The organism is Polynucleobacter sp. QLW-P1DATA-2 (genome assembly GCF_001870365.1).
Taxonomy (GTDB): domain Bacteria; phylum Pseudomonadota; class Gammaproteobacteria; order Burkholderiales; family Burkholderiaceae; genus Polynucleobacter.
Window position 1 is genome coordinate 116,952 of record NZ_LZMQ01000009.1, and the last position, 20,316, is coordinate 137,267.

A 20,316-nucleotide genomic window follows, 5' to 3' on the forward strand; every position below is an offset into this window, starting at 1 on the left:
GAAATGGAGAGCCTTTTTATTCTGATTCCTCTATCTCTGCTATTGGTTGGGCTCTTGGCCTGGATTTTGCATTGGTCAGTCAAAAGTGGCCAGTTTGATGACTTAAATGGCCCTGGTGAGTCGATCTTGATGGATGATGATGCTCCAATTACGCCAAAAGTTAGCAAAGACTCTCAAAAGTAGCGAATGAATCATTGGTTTTGCCTGACCTAGGGTTCTCCTTACAGTGGCCTATGTAATTTGGCCCACCCTTTTTGATGTAGATCAAACTCCCTTCAAAGCCTTAATTTGATAATCCATTCAGTCTATTTGGATTATGTCGCTGTTTGGTCACAAAAAAGGAGAAACCATGGGACTCACCGTGGGGAGTAATCAAGATAACTTCAATTACAAGGTTATCAGTCAATTTGCCATTGTTACCGTGCTCTGGGGAATTGTTGGCATGCTCGTGGGGGTTATTCTTGCGGCGCAGCTCATCTGGCCTGAAATCACTTTCAATATTCCTTGGCTAAGCTATGGTCGTTTGCGCCCATTACATACCAATGCGGTTATTTTTGCCTTTGGTGGATCGGCATTATTTGCAACCTCTTACTATATTGTGCAAAGAACCTGTCAGGTACGTCTCTTCTGTGACAAGTTGGCAGCATTTACATTCTGGGGTTGGCAAGCAGTGATTGTTTCTGCCGCCATTACATTACCACTGGGTATCACTACTTCCAAAGAGTACGCAGAATTAGAGTGGCCAATTGATATTTTAATTACCGTTGTTTGGGTTGCTTACGCAATTGTCTTCTTTGGCACAGTGATCAAGCGCAAGACAAAACATATTTATGTTTCTAACTGGTTCTTTGGTGCTTATATCCTAACCATTGCAGTCTTGCATATTGTGAACAATATCGAGATGCCCGCAAGCCTTTTCAAGTCTTATTCGGCATACTCAGGCGCACAAGATGCCATGATTCAGTGGTGGTATGGTCACAATGCAGTAGGCTTCTTCTTAACCACCAGCTTCTTGGGCATGATGTACTACTTCATTCCAAAGCAAGCTGAGCGTCCAATCTATTCCTATCGTTTGTCTATCGTTCACTTCTGGGCTTTGAACTTTACGTATATGTGGGCGGGTCCTCACCACCTACAGCACACTTCCTTGCCTGACTGGACTCAGTCCTTAGGCATGGTGTTCTCATTGATTTTGTTGGCGCCATCCTGGGGCGGCATGATCAATGGCATCATGACCTTATCGGGGGCATGGCACAAATTACGTCGCGATCCTATTCTGAAGTTCTTGGTAGTGGCATTGTCTTTCTACGGCATGTCTACCTTCGAAGGTTCGATGATGTCTATTAAGACTGTGAATAGCCTTTCTCATTACACAGACTGGACTATTGGCCATGTTCACTCTGGCGCTTTGGGTTGGGTTGCGATGATCACGATTGGCTCTTTGTACTATCTCATCCCGCGTTTAGTTGGTCAAAGAGATATGTACAGCACCAAGTTAATTGAATTGCACTTCTGGATTGCAACAATTGGCGTAGTAATTTATATCGCTGCGATGTGGATTGCTGGCGTGATGCAGGGCTTGATGTGGAGGGCCTTTGAACCAGACGGTACTTTGACATACAGCTTCGTTGAGTCTGTCAAAGCGACCTATCCTTTCTATGTCATTCGTTTGTTGGGCGGATTGTGCTACCTCAGCGGTATGTTGATCATGGCTTACAACGTTTACAAGACCGTGATTGATAAAAAATTCATTGACGCTCCAATTCCACAAGCGTCCATTGCTGCTCACTAAGGAAAAGAACATGTCAGAACAACGTCGATTTTTCTCCCACGAAACGCTTGAGCGTAATGTTGGTTGGTTGATCATTGCTACCATTGCAGCAATTTCGGTTGCCGGCTTGGTGCAGATCGTCCCTTTATTTTTCCAACACTCTACAACTGAGCCAAGCCCCGGAGTTGTGCCTTACTCCGCTTTACGTTTAGCTGGACGCGATATCTATCAACGTGAAGGATGTATGGGTTGCCATTCACAACAAATTCGTACGCTACGTTCAGAAGTGGAGCGTTACGGACCTTATTCATTGGCTGGTGAGTCGGTATACGACCATCCATTCTTATGGGGAAGCAAGCGTACAGGCCCAGATTTAGCTCGTGTAGGCGGTAAGTATTCTGATGCATGGCATCAGATTCACTTGAATAACCCACGTGATGTAGTGCCTGAGTCTAATATGCCTGCCTACCCATATCTAGCTCAGAGTCCTGCTGATGCAGGCTCTATTCAATCTCATATGGTTGCGATGCGTCGTTTAGGTATTCCTTATACCGATGAAGAGATTGCCAATGCCCCTAAAGAGCTGGAAGGGAAGACAGAGTTAGATGCGTTAGTAGCTTATCTTCAAGGTCTTGGTATTAACCGTAGATATATCACTGTTGAAGAGGTGGTTGCTAAGTAATTCTTGGCAAAGAGAAGCTATGCAAAATATCGCTCCCTACCTCTCAGCAATTTCTACCGTGCTTGGCTTGGTAGTTTTTTTAGGAATCGTTTGGTGGGCGTGGTCTGCAAAAAGACAGCCCGCTAATCAAGAATCCGCCGAACTTCCGTTCGATCTACCCGATGAATTCAGTAAGGATAAATCATGAGTGACTTTCTTGGTGCCGGTTGGAGTACCTACATCGCCTTGGTAACACTGGTCGGTATTGTTTGGTGTATCTGGCTGTTATTTTCCCAACTTAAAGTGAAGGTGAAGTTGAAGCCTGACGGTGAAGTTGCTGATACTGGGCACGTTTGGGATGGTGACTTACGTGAGTTGAATAATCCTCTGCCACGTTGGTGGATGTGGATGTTTTTGATCTCCTGCATCTTTGGTCTGGTTTATCTAGTTCTCTATCCGGGACTGGGCTCCTATCCAGGCACTTTGGGTTATAGCACCGACGGCGCATTGATGAAGTCAATGACTACTGCCAATGATGAATTAAAGCCGGTCTATGCAAAATACGTGAAGATGGATATTGAGCAAGTTGCCGCCGATCCTCAAGCGCATGAAATGGGCCAACGCTTATTTTTGAATTCTTGTGCACAGTGTCATGGTTCGGATGCAGGCGGTGCTAAAGGCTTCCCAAACTTAACTGATGGTGACTGGCTCTATGGCGGTTCTCCAGAAAACATTAAGACTTCGATTACTTATGGTCGCGGTGGCGTGATGCCTCCTTTCCCACAGTTAGATAGCAATCAAATTGTGGATGTTGCTAACTATGTACGTAGCCTCTCAGGTTTGTCAGCAGACGATGCGAAAGCAGCTCGTGGTGCACAAGTATTCGCTGCAAACTGTGTAGCCTGTCATGGTCCTGATGCCAAAGGAAATATTGCTATTGGCGCACCAAATTTAACTGATAAAACTTGGTTATATGGCGGCTCAGAAGCAACCATTATTGAGACAGTGACAAAAGGTCGCATGGCCATGATGCCTGCTCAAGATAAGGTGTTAAGTCCTGAGAAGATTCAATTGTTAACAGCATATGTATGGGGCTTATTCAATAATAAGCAGCCAGCAGAAGCCAAGTAAGTATCCTAATTAGTGACAGATAATTTGCCGGGTGGAAAACCCATTCCAATAGATGTTATTGAGGAATCTCTTTACGAGGTCCGGCGAAAAATTTACCCACGCTCAGTATCAGGCTTGTTTGCCCGTTGGCGTTTGGCATTAGTTTTTGCTACCCAACTTCTATTCTATGGATTGCCTTGGCTAAATTGGAATGGCCGCCAAGCCGTTCTCTTTGATTTAGTCCAACGGAAGTTTTATATTTTTGGTCTAGTACTGTGGCCACAAGATGTGATCTACCTCACGCTCTTGCTCATTCTTTCTGCTTTAGCTTTATTTCTTTTTACAACAGTTGCTGGTCGCTTGTTCTGTGGTTATGCCTGCCCACAAACTGTCTATACCGAAATCTTTATGTGGATCGAGCGCAAAGTTGAGGGTGATCGATTTGCACGTATACGTTTAGATGGGGAAGAGTGGCCTTGGGGTCTTAAAAAATGGCGCCTGAAAATCACTAAGCATTTCCTTTGGTTGTTAATCGCATTCTGGACGGGTTTTACCTTCATTGGTTACTTCACTCCAATAGAAACCTTGGGCGCAGCCTTATTGCATTTATCGCTTGGGCCATGGCAGACTTTCTGGCTGTGCTTCTATAGCTTTGCAACTTGGGGTAACGCAGGCTTTATGCGTGAGCAAGTTTGTAAATATATGTGCCCATACGCTCGCTTCCAGAGTGTAATGGTGGATAAAGATACTTTCTTGGTTACTTACGACAAAGTACGTGGTGAGCCTAGGGGTAGCAGAAGTAAATCTGCAGACCATGCCTCATTAGGTTTGGGTGATTGCGTTGATTGCAGTATATGTGTACAAGTATGCCCAACAGGAATTGATATTCGAGACGGAATGCAATACATGTGTATTGGTTGTGGAGCTTGTATCGATGCCTGTGATCAAGTGATGGAAAAAGTAGATTATCCAAAAGGATTGATTCGCTACACCACCGAACGTGCTATTGAGGAAAAAGAATCCAATCAAAGTGCAATTAGACATATTCTGCGCCCTAGAGTCTTAATATATACAGCCTTCATTACAGTCTTAGCCTCTGCCTTCTTCATTTCATTGGCTACCCGTAACCCATTACGAGTAGATGTGATGCGGGATCGTGGCGCTTTAGCTCGTGAGGTTGAAGGCGTCCGTATTGAGAATATCTACCGTATTCAAATCATGAATGCTTCAGAACATCCCATGAAGGTGCATATAAAGGCAACTGGCCTGGATGGCTTGAAAATCCTCAGTTCCCAAGGTCAGGAAATTAGCATAATTAATGTCGGCCCAGCTAGCAATCAACTACTTCCAATTAAAGTCAGCACTGCCATTGGCGTAAATGAATCCGGTAATTACCCAATCTTTTTTGATGTTAGTGCACAAGAGATCGACGAAGATGAGGTAGTTATCAGAACTCGTAATGAAAAATCTACCTTTATTATTCCTCGTTAAGTCGGTAAGTAAAAGATGGAGAGCATATATATGACCGAAGAACACATCAATAAGCCCTGGTGGAAACAATTATGGCCTTGGCTACTCATTAGCGGTCCTGCAGTTGCCATCATCGGCTGCGCTATTACGATTTGGTTAGCAGTTAATCTCTATGCTGATAAACCTTTACGTGAAGGCGTGATGAAGCAAGGTTTAAAAGTTGAGCAACTTAAAGATGCACGGGTCAGCAAATGAAGTACCGTCTGTTGATCTGGATTCTGTGGCCTGCATTTTTAGTGGCAGGTATGGCGGAGGGTCTACTATTTACGGTGGTCCATCCACAAGACTTATTATTCTTTGGTTATCACCCAGACATCTCTGATGAAGGCATTTATACCATTGGCTTTTTTATTATCTGGACGTTTTGTGCAGTATCAAGCGCACTGACTGCTTATATTCTGCCTGGCATTGAATCGTCAGATAGTAAAGGGGTTGACCGCAGCCTGCTCTAAATCTGTCTGATAGGGGTTGTAGTGCTGCAACTGTGGCGGTCTGGATTGGGAATGCCCGCTAATTCATATAGTCCATCCATATCAATCAACTTAATATGACGCTGTTTGATTTGAATCAGACCAGATTCTGCAAAACGCGACAGCATGCGGCTTACAGTTTCAATCTGAATACCAAGGTAGCTACCAATCTCTACGCGACTCATGCGTAAATCGAATTCATTATTGAGGTAGCCACGAGCTGCCAGACGTTGCGAGAGGCTCAGTAAGAACGCAGCCAATCGCTCTTCTGCGCGCATCGTACCCAAAGAAAGTAGGTGGCGTTGATCTTGCGTTAATTCCCGACTCATGATCTTATGAAACTGATTTTGTAGCACTGGAATCTGTCTCGCTAAATCTTCAAATGCGTCATAGCGAATGATGCAAACTTCGCTTTCTTCAAGCGCAACCGCATCTGACTGGTAATGACCATTTCCAATGCCATCAAGACCTAAGATTTCACCAGGAAGATGAAAGCCAATTACTTGCTGGCGGCCATCTTGCAGGCAGTATTCAGTTTTGAGGGTGCCAAAACGGACGCTGTAGACCGAAGTCAGGGGGTCGCCGTGACGATAGAGGCTTTCCCCTTTTTGTAAATGGACACGTTCTTTAACCAGGGTATCGATTCTGGAGACATCGCTGGGATTAAGGCCAACTGGAAGGCAAAACTGACCCAGAACGCAGACTGAGCATTTGCTGTTTGGGGTATCGGTTGGCGTGTAATTCATATTGATACTGATCTATGAGAGCAGTTTATTCTATTAATATGCATATTCACGCTTTTACCTATCTTCTACATACCCCATGCTAACCACTAGCCTCATTTTGGCTGTTTTTTTAGGTTCCCTTGTTAGTGGCTGGCATTGCGCCCTGATGTGTGGCGGCATTGCTGCGGCGATAGAGCGCCCGGTGGTGTCTGAGGTCCCTATGCACTCCAAATCTGAGCTCTTCTATCTGCAACTGATCATGCATTTAGGCCGCGTGACAACCTACGTTCTGTTGGGTGCCCTTGCTGCTTGGATTGGGGTAGTGGTTTGGCAGCAAAGCTTGCTTCCGATTCAAAGAGCTTTATTTTTTCTGACATCCTTCATTCTGATTTTGATGGGCTTGCGCTTATTAGGCTTAGGTAAATCGAAGACTCTGATTGGTGGTAAGTGGCTTGGGACTCAAATTGCCAGTTATTGGGCAAAGTACCTAGGCCGCTTTGCAAACGGCCCCTCTCGTTGGTTTAGTGGAATGTTGTGGGGTCTAGTGCCTTGCGGTTTGGTATACAGTGTCTTGCCGCTAGCTTTTTTATCTGGCGATGTATTAACGGGCGCAACGCTGATGCTGGCATTTGGCTTGGGAACCTTGCCAAACCTATTGTTGATTTCTAAATTCTCTGCAGCCTTAACCCAGTTTGGGCAGTATGTCTGGGTGCGCTACTTCGCAGTTCTGTTGCTTTTGATCGCTGGTGGGTTTGGCCTATATCGCGCTTGGGTTCTTCCCGAAGCTTTACTCAAAGGCGGTTTCTGTATTGCCTAAAGTATGAATAGCAAGAGCATCTTTAGTAAATAGGCTCCGGTTGTAGTCCTTGAATCAGTCGAGTATTTTCGGATTAAAAACATGAATTGATGAAGTCGGCCTAAGAGAGGCGATCGCCAACCCAATAAGCAATTCCTGCTGCTAAGGTAGTTACGAGTGAGCCCCAGGCAATATCGATCAAGGCGAGCCTGGTTGGAAAATCTCGAATGACAGCCAGGTTAGTCAGGTCATAAGTCATGTAACAAAACAAGCCAAATAGAGCGCCATATTGCAGTGCATAAGTGAGGGATTGTTTTGAGAGTGCTGGCGCAATCACAAAAATACAGACACCAAGCGCATAGAGGAGGTAAAACGCTAAGCCGGCAATCAGTTTTGGCTCGCTAGCCATAAGATCGCCCATTTCATCGCGATAAAGGGATTTTGCGATGCCCAACAGCCAGACTAAATCCACCGCGATGAGGGTAATCAGAAAAGAGAAGTAAATCCCAAAATACTTGAGCAATTAAGTTACCTTTTGTGCTTTTATAGGCTAATAATAAGCATTATGATGGAAAGATCAGGCCAGTTGTTCAATTTAAAAGGGGTTTATATGTTTAAGCATTTATTAGTACCAGTAGATGGTTCGGATGTCAGCAAAAAGTCCTTAAAAAAGGTTGCTGCGCTTGCTAAGGCTGACGGCGCAGCGGTGACTTTGGTTTATGTTTCTGATCCAATGCCGCCCCTCGTTTATTCAGACAGCACCATGTCTTATGGTATCTCTGCGAAAGAGCATAAGGATGCTTGTGCTGAGTACGCTAAAGATGTCTTCAAAAAATCTGCTACCGCGCTCGGCGCCAGCATTAAAGCAAAATCGTTGCACATCCAAAACTCGAATCTATCCGAAGGTATTTTGGATGGTAAAGCTAAAAAAGCCAAAGCCGATGTCATCGTGATGGCTTCACACAAGCGCACTGGCATTAAAGGTGTCTTGTTGGGCAGTGAGACTCATGAGGTGATTGTGCATTCTAAGTTGCCGGTTCTAGTGCTCGGCTAATAGGCCAATCGGTAGAAAAAATAAATGGGGTCCGATTGGACCCCATTTTTTATCAAGCACCAAAACTTAATTTCTAGCAATCATTTAAGGACTGGACTTCCTAGCAGCAAAACCTCTCTGGTCAATTGACCGCTCTCGCTATCACGCATAGACCATAAGTCGAGTTGGGTTTTGGATGCATACGGATCAACGTATATGCCATCTTTTCGAAGTTCAAAGTGAAGATGCGGTCCAGTAGATCGGCCCGTAATTCCAACGTACCCAATCTCAAGACCACGCCGCACTTCATTACCTAACTCAAGCTCAGTGTTGTAGTTACTCAAATGGGCGTAATAGGTGTGATAACCACCAGGATGCTCTAGAACAATCAAATTACCAAATGCGCCGCTAAAGCCAAGATGCACTACTTTGCCATTAGCTACACTAAAGATTGGGGTACCAATGGGTGCCGCATAGTCGATTCCCATATGGGCGCGGTAGCGCTGTTTAGTTGGGGCTGGTTGTGCAACAGCGGCATTACTCTTAGAACGTTTAGCGCTGCCAGCCCGCACCATACCCACCCCCCGAGAGATGCGTCGATAGCTCAGTGGATTGGTCCAGAACGAGCGCTCTAAGGATTCCCCGTTGCCAGTGAAAAATCCACCCGGTAGTTCATTACGCTCAACCCAGAATGCGTTCGCAAATACCTCTTTGTTGGCTGGATCAATAATCTCGACAGCCCAAATTTGCGCCCAGCGCTCCCGATCTCCGAAATCCACAATCAAACGAACAATGCTATTGGTGTTCTCAAGTGAGTTGTTATCTTCGGGGTAAATTTGCTTGATGATGGAATTGAGTTCCCAAACCAGTTCAACTGGCAACTTATCGCCTAGCTTACGAGGGTCATACAGAACCTCTTTTAAGGGCACACGGATTTCAGTGAGATTCTTCGACTCATTTCTTAAGAAATCTTGTTGCACCAAAAATCCACCGAAGGCTGACGGTGTGAATGTCCATACTTCTGTTTTACTATCCAAAACCGGACCATTCATGATGCTCAATGAGTCAAAGCGGTTGCGTGTAGTAAATGCGGCTGCATAGGGAATGCAATCCCCCCGCATGCGGTCAAAAAATCCCTTGGTCTGACTTTTGAAGAACTCGGAAAATTGACTATTATCAATACCAACACTCGATGGCAGGTTGTCTTCATTGAAGTTACGGCGCAGACATCCTTGCGTCACCCGATAGTCAAGGTTGGCATCGCTATCAAGCATCAGCTCACTAGGATCTTTCTTTTGAAAGAGTGAAGGGTTCAAGCTCATGCTGCTCGATTTTGTACCCACGCCCGCAGACTTGTCTTTAAAGCCAACTTGCTTTGTATTTTGAACAAGGACTTTTTTGCGAGTCTGATTGGCTTTTGAGCTTTGGCTAGTTTGTGCTTGAGCAACACTTCCTAGACTTAGGAACGTGCATCCCAAAAGAATGAGGACTCCTTTTACGAGCCAATGATAGGCGCTGACTTTTTTATTCACCATGCAATTATCTAATAATGTGAACCCCACCTCGGGGAAATTTGTTGTGCTGCAATAAATTAGCCCTTACTAGGGCGGCCCATTGCTTTAATACCCCTATTCTTGGCCCTAACTGAGTATTTCTATTTCAATACTGGCTACAATATTTTTTTCAATAAGGAGTTCAGATGCCGATCATCGAATCTGTGCAAGTTGCTTCAGTTGCAGTGCCTTTAGATAAGGTGACTTCGTTTTCAACCCGTACCGTGTCTGAGCGTCACTACTGCTTGGTTAAGGTTCGTGGCAAAGATGGTAATGAGGGCATTGGTTTTTGCTATGTCGGCAGTGCCGGTGGTGATATTGCCAAGCTGGCTGTGGAGCAATTACTGGCGCCTAAGCTGATTGGGCAGAACAGCCATCGTAGCGAAGGCTTGTGGATGGAGATGTATAACGAATCCATTTTACAAGGCCGCAGCGGTGCAGTGATGCGTGGCATCTCCATTCTAGATACTGCGCTTTGGGATCTCAATGCCCGCGCTGCAGGTCTACCACTGCATCATTATTTAGGATCAGTAGTGGATGATCGCGTACCTGCTTACGCCAGTGGCGGCTATTACCTTGAAGGTAAAACGCCTGCAAAACTGGGTAAAGAAATGGAGACCTATGTAAAGCAGGGCTTTAAAGCGGTCAAAATGAAAGTGGGGCGCTTATCCCCCGCCGAAGAAGAAGATCGCGTGAAGGCTGCTCGTAAGGCTATTGGCGATGATATTTTGCTCACACTAGATGCAAATAATGCATGGCGCGATTTACCAACAGCGCTTGAGTATGTAAGACGTTTTGAAGCCTATAACCCTTACTGGATTGAAGAGCCTTTTTCACCAGATGCCATTGACTTACATGCTGCTCTAGCTCGCCAAACTAAGATTAATGTGGCTACTGGTGAGATGGAGGCAGGCCGCTGGCGTTTCCGGGAGTTGATTGATGCAGGTGGCGCAGCGATTTTGCAATCGGATGCGGCTGTCTGTGGCGGCATTACTGAATGGCGTCGTATCTCAGCATATGCTGATGCTAAAGGGATTACCGTATGCCCCCATTGGATGCATGACTTGCATGCTCCTTTGGTAGCAGCCACCCCGAATGCCCGTTTTGTGGAATTCTTCTTGGATGATCAAGTATTGAACTTCCGCAGATTAATTAATAAACAGCTCACCTTTAAGAATGGCGATTTGATTCTCCATCAAACCCCAGGGCTTGGATTTGAGTTTGATGAAGCCGCTATTAAGAAATATGCTGGCAAAACCCCGTGGACCAAGATTGCATAGATCGATGAAGTCCTAAAACAATCAAGCCCGCATTAGCGGGCTTGATTGTTTTAAGTCATTAGTAAGCTTGCTGATAAACCTTACGTTGTTCTAGGATGCAGCTTGAAGTGTCGAACAGTTTGTGTAATCAAGACCAAGCCAAAGCCAATAAAGCCAACTAAATCAGCCTCAGTGGATGGGTAGGCTAGAGCAACACCAGATGCGACCATCAGAATGCGTTCAAATACTTTGGTCTTCTCAATAAACCAGCCTTGCAAGCCGCCAGCCAAGCAAATGATTCCAACTACTGCTGTGAAGGAGACCCAAGCAATTTGCAACCAGTCTGCCTTTTCAAGGGCATCTGTTGATCCCATCAGTAGCAAGCTCACACCGGATTTATCCAATACAAACATGAAGGGAACCAAAATGGCTGGCGCAACATATTTCCACGTTTGCAAGGTTGTTTTATATGGATTGCCCTTACAAATTGCGGCCGCCGCAAATGGTGAGAGTGCAGTTGGAGGAGATACCTCAGAGAGAACGGCGTAATAGAAAATAAACATGTGCGCCGCAAAGTCAGGCACGCCTAAATTAATCAGGGCGGGTGCAGCAATCACTGCACAAATAATATAAGAGGCCGTTACTGGAACTGCAAGACCTACTACCCAGACCACAAGCGCTGTAAAGATCGTCGTGAGCAAGAGCGAACCACCTGCATACTGAATCACGATGGAGCTAAATTTGAGCCCAAGACCAGTAAGGGTTACCGTACCCACAATTAAGCCTGCACCCGCGCAAGTAGCCGCAATTGCTAGGACACCAGTAGAGCCGGAGGCCAAGGCTTTGGTCAGATTGGAGTTGTAGAGCCCAGAAAGAATTGGCTCTTTGCCTTTAAACCATGCCCAAGGAATAATGGCCGTATCTTCTCTGAGCATGCTTGATAGCGCGGATACGACTGTTGCCCAAAATACTGACATAGTGGGTGAGAAGCCCATTAGCATGAATACCACAATGGAGATAAGGGAGAAGAAGTGGAACCAATACTTCTTGGTGAGCTGCCACGCAGACTCAGCTGATTCAAAGTGAATATTCTTCATCCCGTATTTACGAACATCAATCTCTACCATGACAAACAAGCCGAGGTAAAACAGAATGGTTGGGATGGTTGCCATCAACAACACATCTAAATAGGAAATCTTCAAAAAGTCTGCAATCAAAAATGCAGCTGCGCCCAATACCGGAGGGGAAATGATTGCGCCCAATCCACCAGCAGCTAAAAGACCACCTGCCGCATTTCTTTCGTAACCCACTTTTTCAAGCATAGGCGCTGCTACAGAGCCAACCGTTACAGTTGTTGCCACGCCGGAGCCTGATGGGCCACCCAATAAGAATGAGGACATCACAATTGTTCTACCAACACCAGAGGATTTGCCGCCCATGGCCGCAAAAGAGAAGTCAATGAAGAACTTACCTGCGCCAGTAAATTGCAAGAAGGCGCCAAAGATAGTGAACAAAATGATGAGGGTTGCTGAGACATCCACCGCAGTACCGTAAATGCCTTCTAGGGTCATGTACATGTACCCGACCAAGCGATCGAGATCGTAGCCTTTATGGGTCCAGGGTGCGGGTAGATAGTTACCAAATAAAGCGTATAGCAAGAATAGAACGGTTACCGATACCAAAATCATGCCATTGGTGCGCCTTACGCTTTCTAGAATAAGTAGTATTAAAGCAATTCCTACCATGACATCAGTTGAATTTGGGGCGGTGTTTCTATCCATGAAATCATCGCCGCCACTCAGGATGTAATAAGCAATTGCTACTGACACTAGGGCGCAGACAATATCCCAGGGCATTAAGCGATTTTTAAAGCGCGTTGCCACAGGAAAGCTCAAAAATACTAAAAACAGAACGAGTGCTACGTGGATTACGCGCAACTCTTGGGTTGGCACAATCGAGTAGGCTGCGTAGAGGTGAAAAAGTGACATGCCTACAGCAACTAATGTGATGAACTTGGCTAGTAAGCCTTTGTAGTCATTTGAGTCGCCTTCCTCTTGTTTAATGAAGGCATCTAATTTTTCTTGGGTTTCGTTATCAATGACGTTTTGATTCATGTCTCCGCCTATCTACTTATTTGTATTTATTGTGATAAATGATTAAAGAAAAAAGGGTGATTTCTCTCACCCCTTTGATGCAGTTTTAGTTTACTTTGACATTCTTTTCTTTAAAGTACTTTAAAGCACCCGGATGAAAATCAATTGGAGTTGCCTTCTGCTTTTGATTATCCAAATTAATGCTCATAAATTCCTGATGAGTGCGTACTAGTTCAAGCTTGTTATCAAATATAGCTTTCACAATTTTGTAGGCTTGATCATCTGGCATGTTGGCATTGACCACTAAGATATTGGCTACAGCAGCTACTTTGTTGTCTTTAGCCATGCCGCTGTAGGTTGCCTTCGGAATATTGGCAACGAAGTACAGGTTGCCGTATTTTTTATTCATAGAGGCCACTTCATCACCTGTATCAACCATGACGATTTTGGTTCCTGGGGTGTTGGCTAAGTCAGTGACGGCAGCAGTTGGCAAGCCACCTACCCAGAAGAATGCATCAATCTTGCGATCCTTCACGGCATTGACAGATTCAGCAACGCTTAAGCGCTCACGTTTGACGTCTTTGTCTTTATCTAGGCCAGCTGCTTCTAATAAACGAAATGCCATCACTTCTGTCGCACTTCCAGGGGCGCCTGTACTGATGCGCTTTCCTTTTAAATCTTTCATCGACTTGATGCCGGTTGAATCAATAGTAACCACATGCATCAAGTTTGGATAGAGCACAACTAATGTACGTAGATCCACTTTCTTGCCGGCAAACTTGCCTTCTCCTACTTGTGCATCTTTCGCAGCATCTGCCATGGAGAAGCCAACATAAGGCTTACCAGTACCGATGAGATTTAGGTTATCTACCGAGCCGCCAGTTACCTCGGCAGTTGCAGACATCCCAGGGACTTTGCTCGAAAGAACGGAGGCTAAGCCACCACCCATAGGGTAGTAAACGCCGCCAGTGCCACCAGTCGCAATTGAAATATTTTGCGCTTGTGCACTAGCCCACAAAAAGCTGAGGGATAGCACAATGACTTTAAGTAGTTTCATGGATGTCTCCTGTTTATCTTTTTAATATGTATGGATTAAAGACCGGGCATGCTGAAGTTAATTTGCTTGAGTTCACTCAGTAACTGCGCTTGTTGATCAGCGTTGAGCTGCATGAGTGGTGGGCGAACTCGTAACCATTCTGGATCTTTGCTGTAGTGAGCTACAGCAGTTTTCATACCAGCAATCATTTGGTATTTGGCGAATATGCCGCGTACTTGATCCAATCCTGCTTGAAGCTCATCCGCATTGGCATCCTTCCAGTGGGCCGCTAAATCAGCAATTGCTTTTGGATTGACGTTAGCGGTCGCAGAGATGCAACCAACTCCGCCAGCACGCAGGGCGCGCATGAGGAATACTTCGCTACCAGCATAGACGCGGAAACCTGAGGGTGCTAACAGTTTGATAACGGATTCGGTATAAGCCCAATCGCCAGAGCTATCTTTCATGCCAACGATGGTGTTTGGATATTCTTTAGTCAAGCGCTCTAGCAGAGAGAGGCTAAAGCTAATTTTGGTGACAGGTGGAATGTTATACATATAAACTTGCAGTGTGGAGCTGCCTACCTTTTGAATTACTTCTGAGAAGTAGGCAAACAGACCATCGTCGCTGACATCTTTGTAGTAGAACGGTGGCAACATCAGCACGCCAGCACATTGATGATTGACTGCATGGCGCGTCATGTTAACGGTGGCATCAATGGAAGATGCACCTGTGCCCGGCATCATATGCGCTGGATTTAAGCCACCTTCAATCAGTGCGGTTAAGGTGCTCATCTTTTGCGGAGCAGACATGGAGTTGGCTTCTGAGTTAGTGCCAAAGATTGCTTGACCAACACCATTGGATTCCAACCACTTACATTGTTTCAGTAATTTTTGGGCATCTGGATTGCCGTCTGCCATAAATGGCGTTAATACAGGCGAGAGCACTGCCGGCAAAGTTGAGGGATGCAAAGTGATGGTCATTCTGACTCCGATTTAATAATGAACTTCTGATAGAAGTGGTTGTTGTGTAAAGAAAGCTTCCAAATTATCTACGGCTAAGTTGGTCATGGCTATCCGTGTTTCTGAGGTAGCGCTCCCAATGTGCGGCGTTAATAAAACATTATCCAATTCTAAAAAGGCAGAATTGGGATTGGGTTCATTATTAAATACATCTAATGCTGCGCCGGCGATCTTTTTATGTTGCAGTGCATATAAAAGTGCAGCCTCATTTACGACACTCCCTCGGGCAATATTAATTAAATAAGATGACGAGCCAAGGGCTTCAAGTACGGCGGAATCTATCAAGTTATCCGTATCAGTTGTTGCTGGGCAAGCCAAAAATAAAACATCACAAGCAGCCGCCAAATCTTTCACATCTTTGTAATAGGTGTAGGGCACTTGTTTGGGGCTTGGTCCTGAATAAGCAAGCTTCACTTTGAAAGGCTCCAAACGTTTTGCTAAGTCTTGGCCAATACGGCCCATACCTGCAATACCGACACATTTACCTGCTAAGGTGGTTGTGAGCGGGAAGGGTGCCTTAGACCAGGCGGCACTCTTTACATAGTCCTGAGATTCAGGGATACGGCGCATTAAGCTCAGCATCATGCCAATCGCGAGCTCGCAGACAGCATCATTGAGAACGCCTGGCGTATTGGTCGCTTTAATACCGCTTTCTTTTAGGTATGTCAGCGGGAGGTTGTCATAGCCTACGCCACAAGTAGATACCAGCTTAACGCTGGGAATCTGTTTGACTAGGGCCTCTGGCAGCTTGGTGTTGGAGCGAATCAAGATCGCCTCAAAGTTGCCTGCGGGAGGAGGCGCAGTGAGATCCATGTGGCGCGTTGGTGTAAAGCGGCGATCAATTTCCGCCTGCATAATTTCAGGGAAATGGCCGACCTGCAGCACCGAATTGACGGGGATCATGTCTGTCTCTATTGTTTATTGGAATAATGATTGCATTGTAAGAGGATTTTTTCTAAAAAGTCCCCCCACTTAGGAGAATATGTCATGTTGTTTACCCCAGCAGAAACCAAGGTAGTGATCGTCGGTGGCGGCACCATGGGTGCAGATGTTGCCGCAGTCTGTGCCCGTGGCGGTTGCGCAGTTCAAGTGGTCGAGCCCACTACGGAGCGCCGCGCTTTATTGCCGGATTACTTTGTAAACACAATGACTGATCTTGGTTACGAGCATCGCATTCATCTTCTAACTGTTGCGGGATCATTAGAAGAGGTAGATTGGTCTGATATTGATCTAGTAATTGAATGTGTGCCAGAGCGTTTAGATATCAAGCGAGAATTATTTGCGAAGCTAGAGCAGTATGCAAAGCCCGAAGCAGTTTTAGCTAGTAATAGCACTAGCTTCCCAATTAGTGAAATTGCCAGCGGATTAAAAACTGCTGCGCGTATGATTGGTTTGCATTTCTTCATGCCTGCCCATTTAGTTCCCTGTGTAGAAGTTGTGTATGGCGAGAAAACTTCACCGATGGTTGGTGATAGCTTGACTAGACTAATGACAGCTTGCGGCATGGTGCCGGTGACTGTGAAAAAAGACTTGCCTGGCTTCTTGGCCAATCGTTTGCAACATGCCTTGTCACGTGAGGCTTTTGCAATGGTGGATGCAGGCATCTGCACTCCAGAAGATATTGATAAAGCAGTGCGCTTTGGCTTTGGTTTCAGGTATATCGCTGCTGGTCCAGCAATGCAAAGGGATCACGCTGGCCTGGATGTGCATGCGGCAGGCGGGGCGACGATTTATCCATCGCTCAACAACTCTCCGAATATTGCTAAGTGCTTGAGTGAGCGTGTAGCCAGTGGAAAATTTGGTATGAAAACAGGCGAAGGGTTTTTTCCTTGGACTGCCGAAACCATTAAAGCCGAACGCGAACGATATCAAGAAGCTTTAAGGGCGGGCCTCAAGATTATTCAAAAGGAATTACCAGAGATTAAGTAATATCTCGGATATGAAATTTGTAGAGGTGTGGGGCAAGTTTGTACGTTATGAAGACGATACCCACGGTAGCAAAGCCACCAAAAATAATTGATGGCACTAAACCCAGGAGGCTGGCAGCAATGCCAGACTCTAGGGCGCCCAGTTCATTTGAAGAGCCAATAAAGATCCCATTGATTGCGCTAATGCGACCACGCATGTGATCGGGGGTGGTGAGCTGCACAATACTGCTACGGACTACTACAGAGACAGAGTCACAGCAACCAGAGGCAAATAGAAACAGGGCGCATACCCAGAGATGGGTCGATAGTCCAAACCCAATAATAGATAGGCCAAATCCAGCTACTGCTAGTAAGAGATATTTACCTGAGTCGTTGAGAATAGGGCGCGTTGCTAGGAATACTCCCGTTAAGACCGAGCCTGCCGCTGGCGCGGCTCTTAATATGCCAAGCACCTCCGGACCAGCATGCAATACCTCGCTTACAAATGCAGGAAGAATGGAGACGGCACCCCCAAACAAGACCGCAAACATATCGAGTGCCATGGTGCTCAGAATTAATTCATGTTTTTTAACGTAATCAAATCCTTCCATAAAGCTTTTGAGAAAGTGGCTATTTGCATGAGAAGACTTTTCTTGTTGGGCTTTAATAAAAGTCACGCCATAAAGGCTGACAACGCCGCATAGAGCGGCTAATACATATGTCCAAGTGAGACTGGTAAAGCCAATCATGAGTCCACCCAATCCAGGCCCTGCTACTACGCAGATTTGAAAGGACGCATTGGCATAAGCCATGTACTTGGTTAGCTGATCGCGCGGAATGATCTGCCCAAATAGAGCCTGATAGGAGGGGCGCAATAGTGCTCTGGCTACACCTATAAAACCAACGGCCGTATAAATTAATGGCACTGGGGGTGATAGCCAGCCCAAGGCAATCGCAGTTAAAAATAAAGCCACCAAAATATGGATTGTGGATGCAATGCCAGAAATCAGTTTGCGCGAGTAGTGGTCTACAGCGTGGCCAGAGTACAGTGCTAGAAGAAAGTAGGGAACCAGCTCCGCAAGACCAATAAGACCGAGCGAGACAACGCTGTGAGTAATCTCATAAAGATGCCAGCCAACTGCCACCATCATGATTTGATAGCTGAGAGTTGCGCCGATACGGTAAAGCAGTAAGGTTCTGAAAGCTTTGCTTGGATTCATGTTTTAGTGAGTTTAAGGGAGTTTCTGTTTTATCCTGAAGCTTATGAAGAAATTAATTCGTGTTTGGGATCTGCCGATCCGCTTATTTCACTGGTTGCTTGTGGCTTGCATTGTAGGCAGCCTGATCTGCGTCAACATTGGCGGTAACGCTATTCAATGGCACGCTTATTTTGGCTATAGCATTTTGACGCTACTCATCTTTAGGATTATTTGGGGGTTCATAGGTTCTACACATGCTCGGTTTGCCTCATTTCTTCCAAACCGCGAGGCGATCACCAATTACTTGCAGGGAAAGTCGCCCCGCTTTTTGGGTCATAACCCAATTGGCGCACTCTCGGTTTTTGCCTTGCTATTGGTTTTGAGTGTTCAAGCTGTTACTGGCTTGTTTGTTGATGATGAGATTGCATTTCAGGGGCCATTATCCAAATACCTATCTGAATCTTCGGTTTCTTTTTTATCAGAGATACATGAGAGTAATCAGGTGGTGATTTATACCTTGATTGCCATTCATATTGCAGCAATTTGGTATTACAAAAAATTGAAGGGCGAAGATTTAATTCGTCCAATGATCAGTGGTGATAAAGAAATCGACCCAAGCGAGGAAGCAAAGTATTTACCTTCTGACTTGGGTCGCCCCTCCAAGGATGGAGGCTTGCAACGGGGGTTAGCTCTATTGCTATTAAGCTTAATCGCCGTTGTAGTGGGTTATCTCATCACGGTAAGCTGATTATTTCTTTTTGAAATCTTCGTGGCAGCCTTTGCAGGCTTGACCTGTCGCGCCAAATGCTTTTTTGATATTTTCAAGATCACCTGATTGAGCAGCCGTATTCAGATTCGCTGCGGCTAGTTGCATTTTTTCTGCAGCCGCTTTGAATTTCGCGCTATCTGACCAAACATCTGCTTGTGCTTTGCCGCCTTCATAGCCAGGACCAAATGCTGACCATGGCAATGTAGAGAGCATTGCAACTACCGCTGCATTTTTAGCTACTTCATCTTTGTTGTATGGGGCCTCACCTTTAACCACAGCTCCAATTCTGGCGAAATGCGTATTAATCACTGTCATAACGCTTTGACGGTAATCAACTGCTTTTTCTGCATTCTGAAATTGCGCAAAGGCAGCGCTACTCATCGCGAACAAAGCTACTGCACTTAAAACAATTTTTTGAAATTTCATGAAGGTTCTCCGTTAACGGTTTGGGTTTGCCCAAAATCAGAATAGCCTAGAACACTATTTTCTGCCAAGATTAAAAAATCATCCGTAAGGGGCTGGTCAACAGCAGGATGAGCCATTCAAAAAAGCTGATGAGGGGTGCCATCCAGAGGCTACCAATGACTCCAGTAAAGACGAGGCCCAGGACAATAAAAAAGCCCCAGGGCTCTAATCTGCCAAGTGCAATTGATTGGCGGGCTGGCAAAAGACTAGAGAGAATGCGTCCACCATCGAGCGGTGGAAGCGGAAAGAGGTTAAAAACCAATAAACCCAGATTCCAAGAAATGCCAGCTTGAGACATCGAAATTAAGAATTTTTCATCGATTCCAAGGCCCACTAGCAGGATGAGCAGAATTAGCCAGATCAGTGCTTGAATAAAGTTAGAGCCAGGCCCAGCCAAAGCAACCCAAATAGAGTCGATTCGGGGGTTACGCAGGCGTCCGAAGTTCACTGGTACAGGTTTGGCATATCCCACCAAAAAAGGGGATCCCGTCAGAATGAGCACCAAAGGAATCAGGATCGTGCCAACGGGATCTATATGTTTAGCGGGATTCAAGCTGACTCTCCCTAGCATATATGCCGTGTTATCCCCAAATTTACGGGCAGCAAAGCCGTGGGCTGCCTCATGGATAGTGATAGCAAAAATCAGGGGAATCGCGTTAATGGCGACGGCTTGGATAGAATAGTCAGTAATCATGGCAATATGATATCCATAGGAGCTCAAAGTGACTGACGAAAAGAAACCCGATTCAAAAATCCCAGCAAAGGCCGTTGTGGCTAAGCCCCCAGCCCGTCCACCCGTACCAAAGGGACCATCTGGCCCTGCTGGCAGGCCTCAGGCAGGTTTTGGCGGCGGAAAAGGCATGATGCGTAAGGCCGGCCGCGGTCGATAGTGGATAATTACACTCATTATTAATGTG

24 protein-coding genes are annotated in these 20,316 nt (G+C 45.7%); 14 read left to right on the forward strand and 10 right to left on the reverse strand.

Going from position 1 to position 20,316, the window contains the following annotated elements:
* Positions 1 to 3: 3 nt before the first annotated feature.
* From ccoS to A9236_RS10465, 8 genes are all read left to right on the forward strand, one after another.
* On the forward strand, positions 4 to 183 hold the full coding sequence (gene ccoS / locus A9236_RS10430; RefSeq protein ID WP_071465245.1) for a cbb3-type cytochrome oxidase assembly protein CcoS: 180 nt from the start codon (positions 4 to 6) through the stop codon (positions 181 to 183).
* A gap of 166 nt (positions 184 to 349) precedes the next feature.
* Complete coding sequence (ccoN, locus tag A9236_RS10435; RefSeq protein ID WP_071465246.1) at positions 350 to 1,792, forward strand: cytochrome-c oxidase, cbb3-type subunit I; 1,443 nt, start codon at positions 350 to 352, stop codon at positions 1,790 to 1,792.
* A 10-nt stretch (positions 1,793 to 1,802) separates the two neighbouring features.
* Positions 1,803 to 2,453: a cytochrome-c oxidase, cbb3-type subunit II gene (gene ccoO, locus A9236_RS10440; RefSeq protein ID WP_071465247.1), complete on the forward strand. Its 651-nt coding sequence runs from the start codon at positions 1,803 to 1,805 to the stop codon at positions 2,451 to 2,453.
* A 19-nt stretch (positions 2,454 to 2,472) separates the two neighbouring features.
* Complete coding sequence (locus A9236_RS10445; RefSeq protein ID WP_071465248.1) at positions 2,473 to 2,640, forward strand: cbb3-type cytochrome C oxidase subunit 3; 168 nt, start codon at positions 2,473 to 2,475, stop codon at positions 2,638 to 2,640.
* On the forward strand, positions 2,637 to 3,563 hold the full coding sequence (ccoP, locus tag A9236_RS10450) for a cytochrome-c oxidase, cbb3-type subunit III (protein ID WP_071465249.1): 927 nt from the start codon (positions 2,637 to 2,639) through the stop codon (positions 3,561 to 3,563). Before A9236_RS10445 ends, ccoP begins: the two co-directional genes overlap by 4 nt.
* Positions 3,564 to 3,575: 12 nt before the next feature.
* A complete protein-coding gene (gene ccoG / locus A9236_RS10455; protein ID WP_071465250.1) occupies positions 3,576 to 5,033 on the forward strand; it encodes a cytochrome c oxidase accessory protein CcoG in 1,458 nt (485 codons plus the stop codon).
* A gap of 30 nt (positions 5,034 to 5,063) precedes the next feature.
* Complete coding sequence (locus tag A9236_RS10460) at positions 5,064 to 5,267, forward strand: FixH family protein (protein WP_071465251.1); 204 nt, start codon at positions 5,064 to 5,066, stop codon at positions 5,265 to 5,267.
* Positions 5,264 to 5,524, forward strand: coding sequence for a hypothetical protein (locus tag A9236_RS10465; RefSeq protein ID WP_071465252.1), 261 nt, complete (start codon positions 5,264 to 5,266; stop codon positions 5,522 to 5,524). Before A9236_RS10460 ends, A9236_RS10465 begins: the two co-directional genes overlap by 4 nt.
* Here the strand turns inward: A9236_RS10465 and fnr are convergent.
* Positions 5,521 to 6,288 carry a fumarate/nitrate reduction transcriptional regulator Fnr gene (gene fnr, locus A9236_RS10470; protein WP_071465253.1) on the reverse strand — a complete coding sequence of 256 codons (768 nt, stop codon included), beginning with the start codon at positions 6,286 to 6,288 and terminating at the stop codon, positions 5,521 to 5,523. The genes A9236_RS10465 and fnr overlap by 4 nt on opposite strands.
* Before the next feature lie 76 nt (positions 6,289 to 6,364).
* Between fnr and A9236_RS10475 the strand changes: the two genes are divergently transcribed.
* Positions 6,365 to 7,084 (forward strand): sulfite exporter TauE/SafE family protein, encoded by a 720-nt coding sequence (locus A9236_RS10475; RefSeq protein WP_071465254.1) that lies wholly within the window; start codon positions 6,365 to 6,367, stop codon positions 7,082 to 7,084.
* A gap of 100 nt (positions 7,085 to 7,184) precedes the next feature.
* On the opposite strand, the gene A9236_RS10480 is transcribed toward A9236_RS10475, so the two are convergent.
* Positions 7,185 to 7,586, reverse strand: a complete 402-nt coding sequence (locus A9236_RS10480) for a DUF2177 family protein (RefSeq protein WP_071465255.1) — start codon at positions 7,584 to 7,586, stop codon at positions 7,185 to 7,187.
* 87 nt (positions 7,587 to 7,673) lie between these two features.
* Between A9236_RS10480 and A9236_RS10485 the strand changes: the two genes are divergently transcribed.
* Positions 7,674 to 8,117: a universal stress protein gene (locus A9236_RS10485; RefSeq protein WP_071467873.1), complete on the forward strand. Its 444-nt coding sequence runs from the start codon at positions 7,674 to 7,676 to the stop codon at positions 8,115 to 8,117.
* Between the two features lie 80 nt (positions 8,118 to 8,197).
* On the opposite strand, the gene A9236_RS10490 is transcribed toward A9236_RS10485, so the two are convergent.
* Positions 8,198 to 9,631, reverse strand: a complete 1,434-nt coding sequence (locus A9236_RS10490; protein ID WP_071465257.1) for a M23 family metallopeptidase — start codon at positions 9,629 to 9,631, stop codon at positions 8,198 to 8,200.
* Positions 9,632 to 9,795: 164 nt separating this feature from the next.
* Here A9236_RS10490 and A9236_RS10495 point away from each other — a divergent pair, with 164 nt between their 5' ends.
* Positions 9,796 to 10,929: a mandelate racemase/muconate lactonizing enzyme family protein gene (locus A9236_RS10495; protein WP_071465258.1), complete on the forward strand. Its 1,134-nt coding sequence runs from the start codon at positions 9,796 to 9,798 to the stop codon at positions 10,927 to 10,929.
* A gap of 80 nt (positions 10,930 to 11,009) precedes the next feature.
* On the opposite strand, the gene A9236_RS10500 is transcribed toward A9236_RS10495, so the two are convergent.
* The 4 genes from A9236_RS10500 to A9236_RS10515 all read right to left on the reverse strand — a co-directional run bounded on the left by A9236_RS10500 (position 11,010) and on the right by A9236_RS10515 (position 15,962).
* Positions 11,010 to 13,022 (reverse strand): TRAP transporter fused permease subunit, encoded by a 2,013-nt coding sequence (locus A9236_RS10500; RefSeq protein ID WP_071465259.1) that lies wholly within the window; start codon positions 13,020 to 13,022, stop codon positions 11,010 to 11,012.
* 85 nt (positions 13,023 to 13,107) lie between these two features.
* Complete coding sequence (locus tag A9236_RS10505; RefSeq protein WP_071465260.1) at positions 13,108 to 14,058, reverse strand: TAXI family TRAP transporter solute-binding subunit; 951 nt, start codon at positions 14,056 to 14,058, stop codon at positions 13,108 to 13,110.
* Positions 14,059 to 14,093: 35 nt separating this feature from the next.
* Complete coding sequence (locus A9236_RS10510) at positions 14,094 to 15,020, reverse strand: dihydrodipicolinate synthase family protein (protein ID WP_071465261.1); 927 nt, start codon at positions 15,018 to 15,020, stop codon at positions 14,094 to 14,096.
* Positions 15,021 to 15,032: 12 nt separating this feature from the next.
* Positions 15,033 to 15,962 (reverse strand): 2-hydroxyacid dehydrogenase, encoded by a 930-nt coding sequence (locus A9236_RS10515; RefSeq protein WP_071465262.1) that lies wholly within the window; start codon positions 15,960 to 15,962, stop codon positions 15,033 to 15,035.
* Between the two features lie 84 nt (positions 15,963 to 16,046).
* Between A9236_RS10515 and A9236_RS10520 the strand changes: the two genes are divergently transcribed.
* Entirely contained in the window at positions 16,047 to 16,988 is a 942-nt protein-coding gene (locus tag A9236_RS10520; RefSeq protein ID WP_071465263.1) for a 3-hydroxyacyl-CoA dehydrogenase family protein, read from the forward strand.
* On the opposite strand, the gene A9236_RS10525 is transcribed toward A9236_RS10520, so the two are convergent.
* Complete coding sequence (locus A9236_RS10525; protein ID WP_071465264.1) at positions 16,981 to 18,186, reverse strand: MFS transporter; 1,206 nt, start codon at positions 18,184 to 18,186, stop codon at positions 16,981 to 16,983. The genes A9236_RS10520 and A9236_RS10525 overlap by 8 nt on opposite strands.
* A gap of 43 nt (positions 18,187 to 18,229) precedes the next feature.
* On the opposite strand from A9236_RS10525, the gene A9236_RS10530 reads away from it, so the two are divergent.
* On the forward strand, positions 18,230 to 18,913 hold the full coding sequence (locus A9236_RS10530) for a cytochrome b/b6 domain-containing protein (RefSeq protein WP_071465265.1): 684 nt from the start codon (positions 18,230 to 18,232) through the stop codon (positions 18,911 to 18,913).
* On the opposite strand, the gene A9236_RS10535 is transcribed toward A9236_RS10530, so the two are convergent.
* Positions 18,914 to 19,360 carry a cytochrome c gene (locus A9236_RS10535; RefSeq protein WP_071465266.1) on the reverse strand — a complete coding sequence of 149 codons (447 nt, stop codon included), beginning with the start codon at positions 19,358 to 19,360 and terminating at the stop codon, positions 18,914 to 18,916.
* Positions 19,361 to 19,430: 70 nt separating this feature from the next.
* A complete protein-coding gene (locus A9236_RS10540; RefSeq protein ID WP_071465267.1) occupies positions 19,431 to 20,093 on the reverse strand; it encodes a site-2 protease family protein in 663 nt (220 codons plus the stop codon).
* Positions 20,094 to 20,121: 28 nt separating this feature from the next.
* On the opposite strand from A9236_RS10540, the gene A9236_RS11120 reads away from it, so the two are divergent.
* Positions 20,122 to 20,289 (forward strand): hypothetical protein, encoded by a 168-nt coding sequence (locus A9236_RS11120; protein WP_161485627.1) that lies wholly within the window; start codon positions 20,122 to 20,124, stop codon positions 20,287 to 20,289.
* Positions 20,290 to 20,316: the final 27 nt, after the last annotated feature.

What these genes read in the sequence shown, in the direction of transcription:
- ccoS (WP_071465245.1), top strand. Translation starts at nt 4, where the DNA reads ATGGAGAGCCTTTTTATTCTGATTCCTCTATCTCTGCTATTGGTTGGG.
- ccoN (WP_071465246.1), top strand. Translation starts at nt 350, where the DNA reads ATGGGACTCACCGTGGGGAGTAATCAAGATAACTTCAATTACAAGGTT.
- ccoO (WP_071465247.1), top strand. Translation starts at nt 1,803, where the DNA reads ATGTCAGAACAACGTCGATTTTTCTCCCACGAAACGCTTGAGCGTAAT.
- A9236_RS10445 (WP_071465248.1), top strand. Translation starts at nt 2,473, where the DNA reads ATGCAAAATATCGCTCCCTACCTCTCAGCAATTTCTACCGTGCTTGGC.
- ccoP (WP_071465249.1), top strand. Translation starts at nt 2,637, where the DNA reads ATGAGTGACTTTCTTGGTGCCGGTTGGAGTACCTACATCGCCTTGGTA.
- A9236_RS10460 (WP_071465251.1), top strand. Translation starts at nt 5,064, where the DNA reads ATGACCGAAGAACACATCAATAAGCCCTGGTGGAAACAATTATGGCCT.
- A9236_RS10465 (WP_071465252.1), top strand. Translation starts at nt 5,264, where the DNA reads ATGAAGTACCGTCTGTTGATCTGGATTCTGTGGCCTGCATTTTTAGTG.
- fnr (WP_071465253.1), bottom strand. Translation starts at nt 6,288, where the DNA reads ATGAATTACACGCCAACCGATACCCCAAACAGCAAATGCTCAGTCTGC.
- A9236_RS10475 (WP_071465254.1), top strand. Translation starts at nt 6,365, where the DNA reads ATGCTAACCACTAGCCTCATTTTGGCTGTTTTTTTAGGTTCCCTTGTT.
- A9236_RS10485 (WP_071467873.1), top strand. Translation starts at nt 7,674, where the DNA reads ATGTTTAAGCATTTATTAGTACCAGTAGATGGTTCGGATGTCAGCAAA.
- A9236_RS10490 (WP_071465257.1), bottom strand. Translation starts at nt 9,631, where the DNA reads ATGGTGAATAAAAAAGTCAGCGCCTATCATTGGCTCGTAAAAGGAGTC.
- A9236_RS10495 (WP_071465258.1), top strand. Translation starts at nt 9,796, where the DNA reads ATGCCGATCATCGAATCTGTGCAAGTTGCTTCAGTTGCAGTGCCTTTA.
- A9236_RS10500 (WP_071465259.1), bottom strand. Translation starts at nt 13,022, where the DNA reads ATGAATCAAAACGTCATTGATAACGAAACCCAAGAAAAATTAGATGCC.
- A9236_RS10505 (WP_071465260.1), bottom strand. Translation starts at nt 14,058, where the DNA reads ATGAAACTACTTAAAGTCATTGTGCTATCCCTCAGCTTTTTGTGGGCT.
- A9236_RS10510 (WP_071465261.1), bottom strand. Translation starts at nt 15,020, where the DNA reads ATGACCATCACTTTGCATCCCTCAACTTTGCCGGCAGTGCTCTCGCCT.
- A9236_RS10515 (WP_071465262.1), bottom strand. Translation starts at nt 15,962, where the DNA reads ATGATCCCCGTCAATTCGGTGCTGCAGGTCGGCCATTTCCCTGAAATT.
- A9236_RS10520 (WP_071465263.1), top strand. Translation starts at nt 16,047, where the DNA reads ATGTTGTTTACCCCAGCAGAAACCAAGGTAGTGATCGTCGGTGGCGGC.
- A9236_RS10525 (WP_071465264.1), bottom strand. Translation starts at nt 18,186, where the DNA reads ATGAATCCAAGCAAAGCTTTCAGAACCTTACTGCTTTACCGTATCGGC.
- A9236_RS10530 (WP_071465265.1), top strand. Translation starts at nt 18,230, where the DNA reads ATGAAGAAATTAATTCGTGTTTGGGATCTGCCGATCCGCTTATTTCAC.
- A9236_RS10535 (WP_071465266.1), bottom strand. Translation starts at nt 19,360, where the DNA reads ATGAAATTTCAAAAAATTGTTTTAAGTGCAGTAGCTTTGTTCGCGATG.
- A9236_RS10540 (WP_071465267.1), bottom strand. Translation starts at nt 20,093, where the DNA reads ATGATTACTGACTATTCTATCCAAGCCGTCGCCATTAACGCGATTCCC.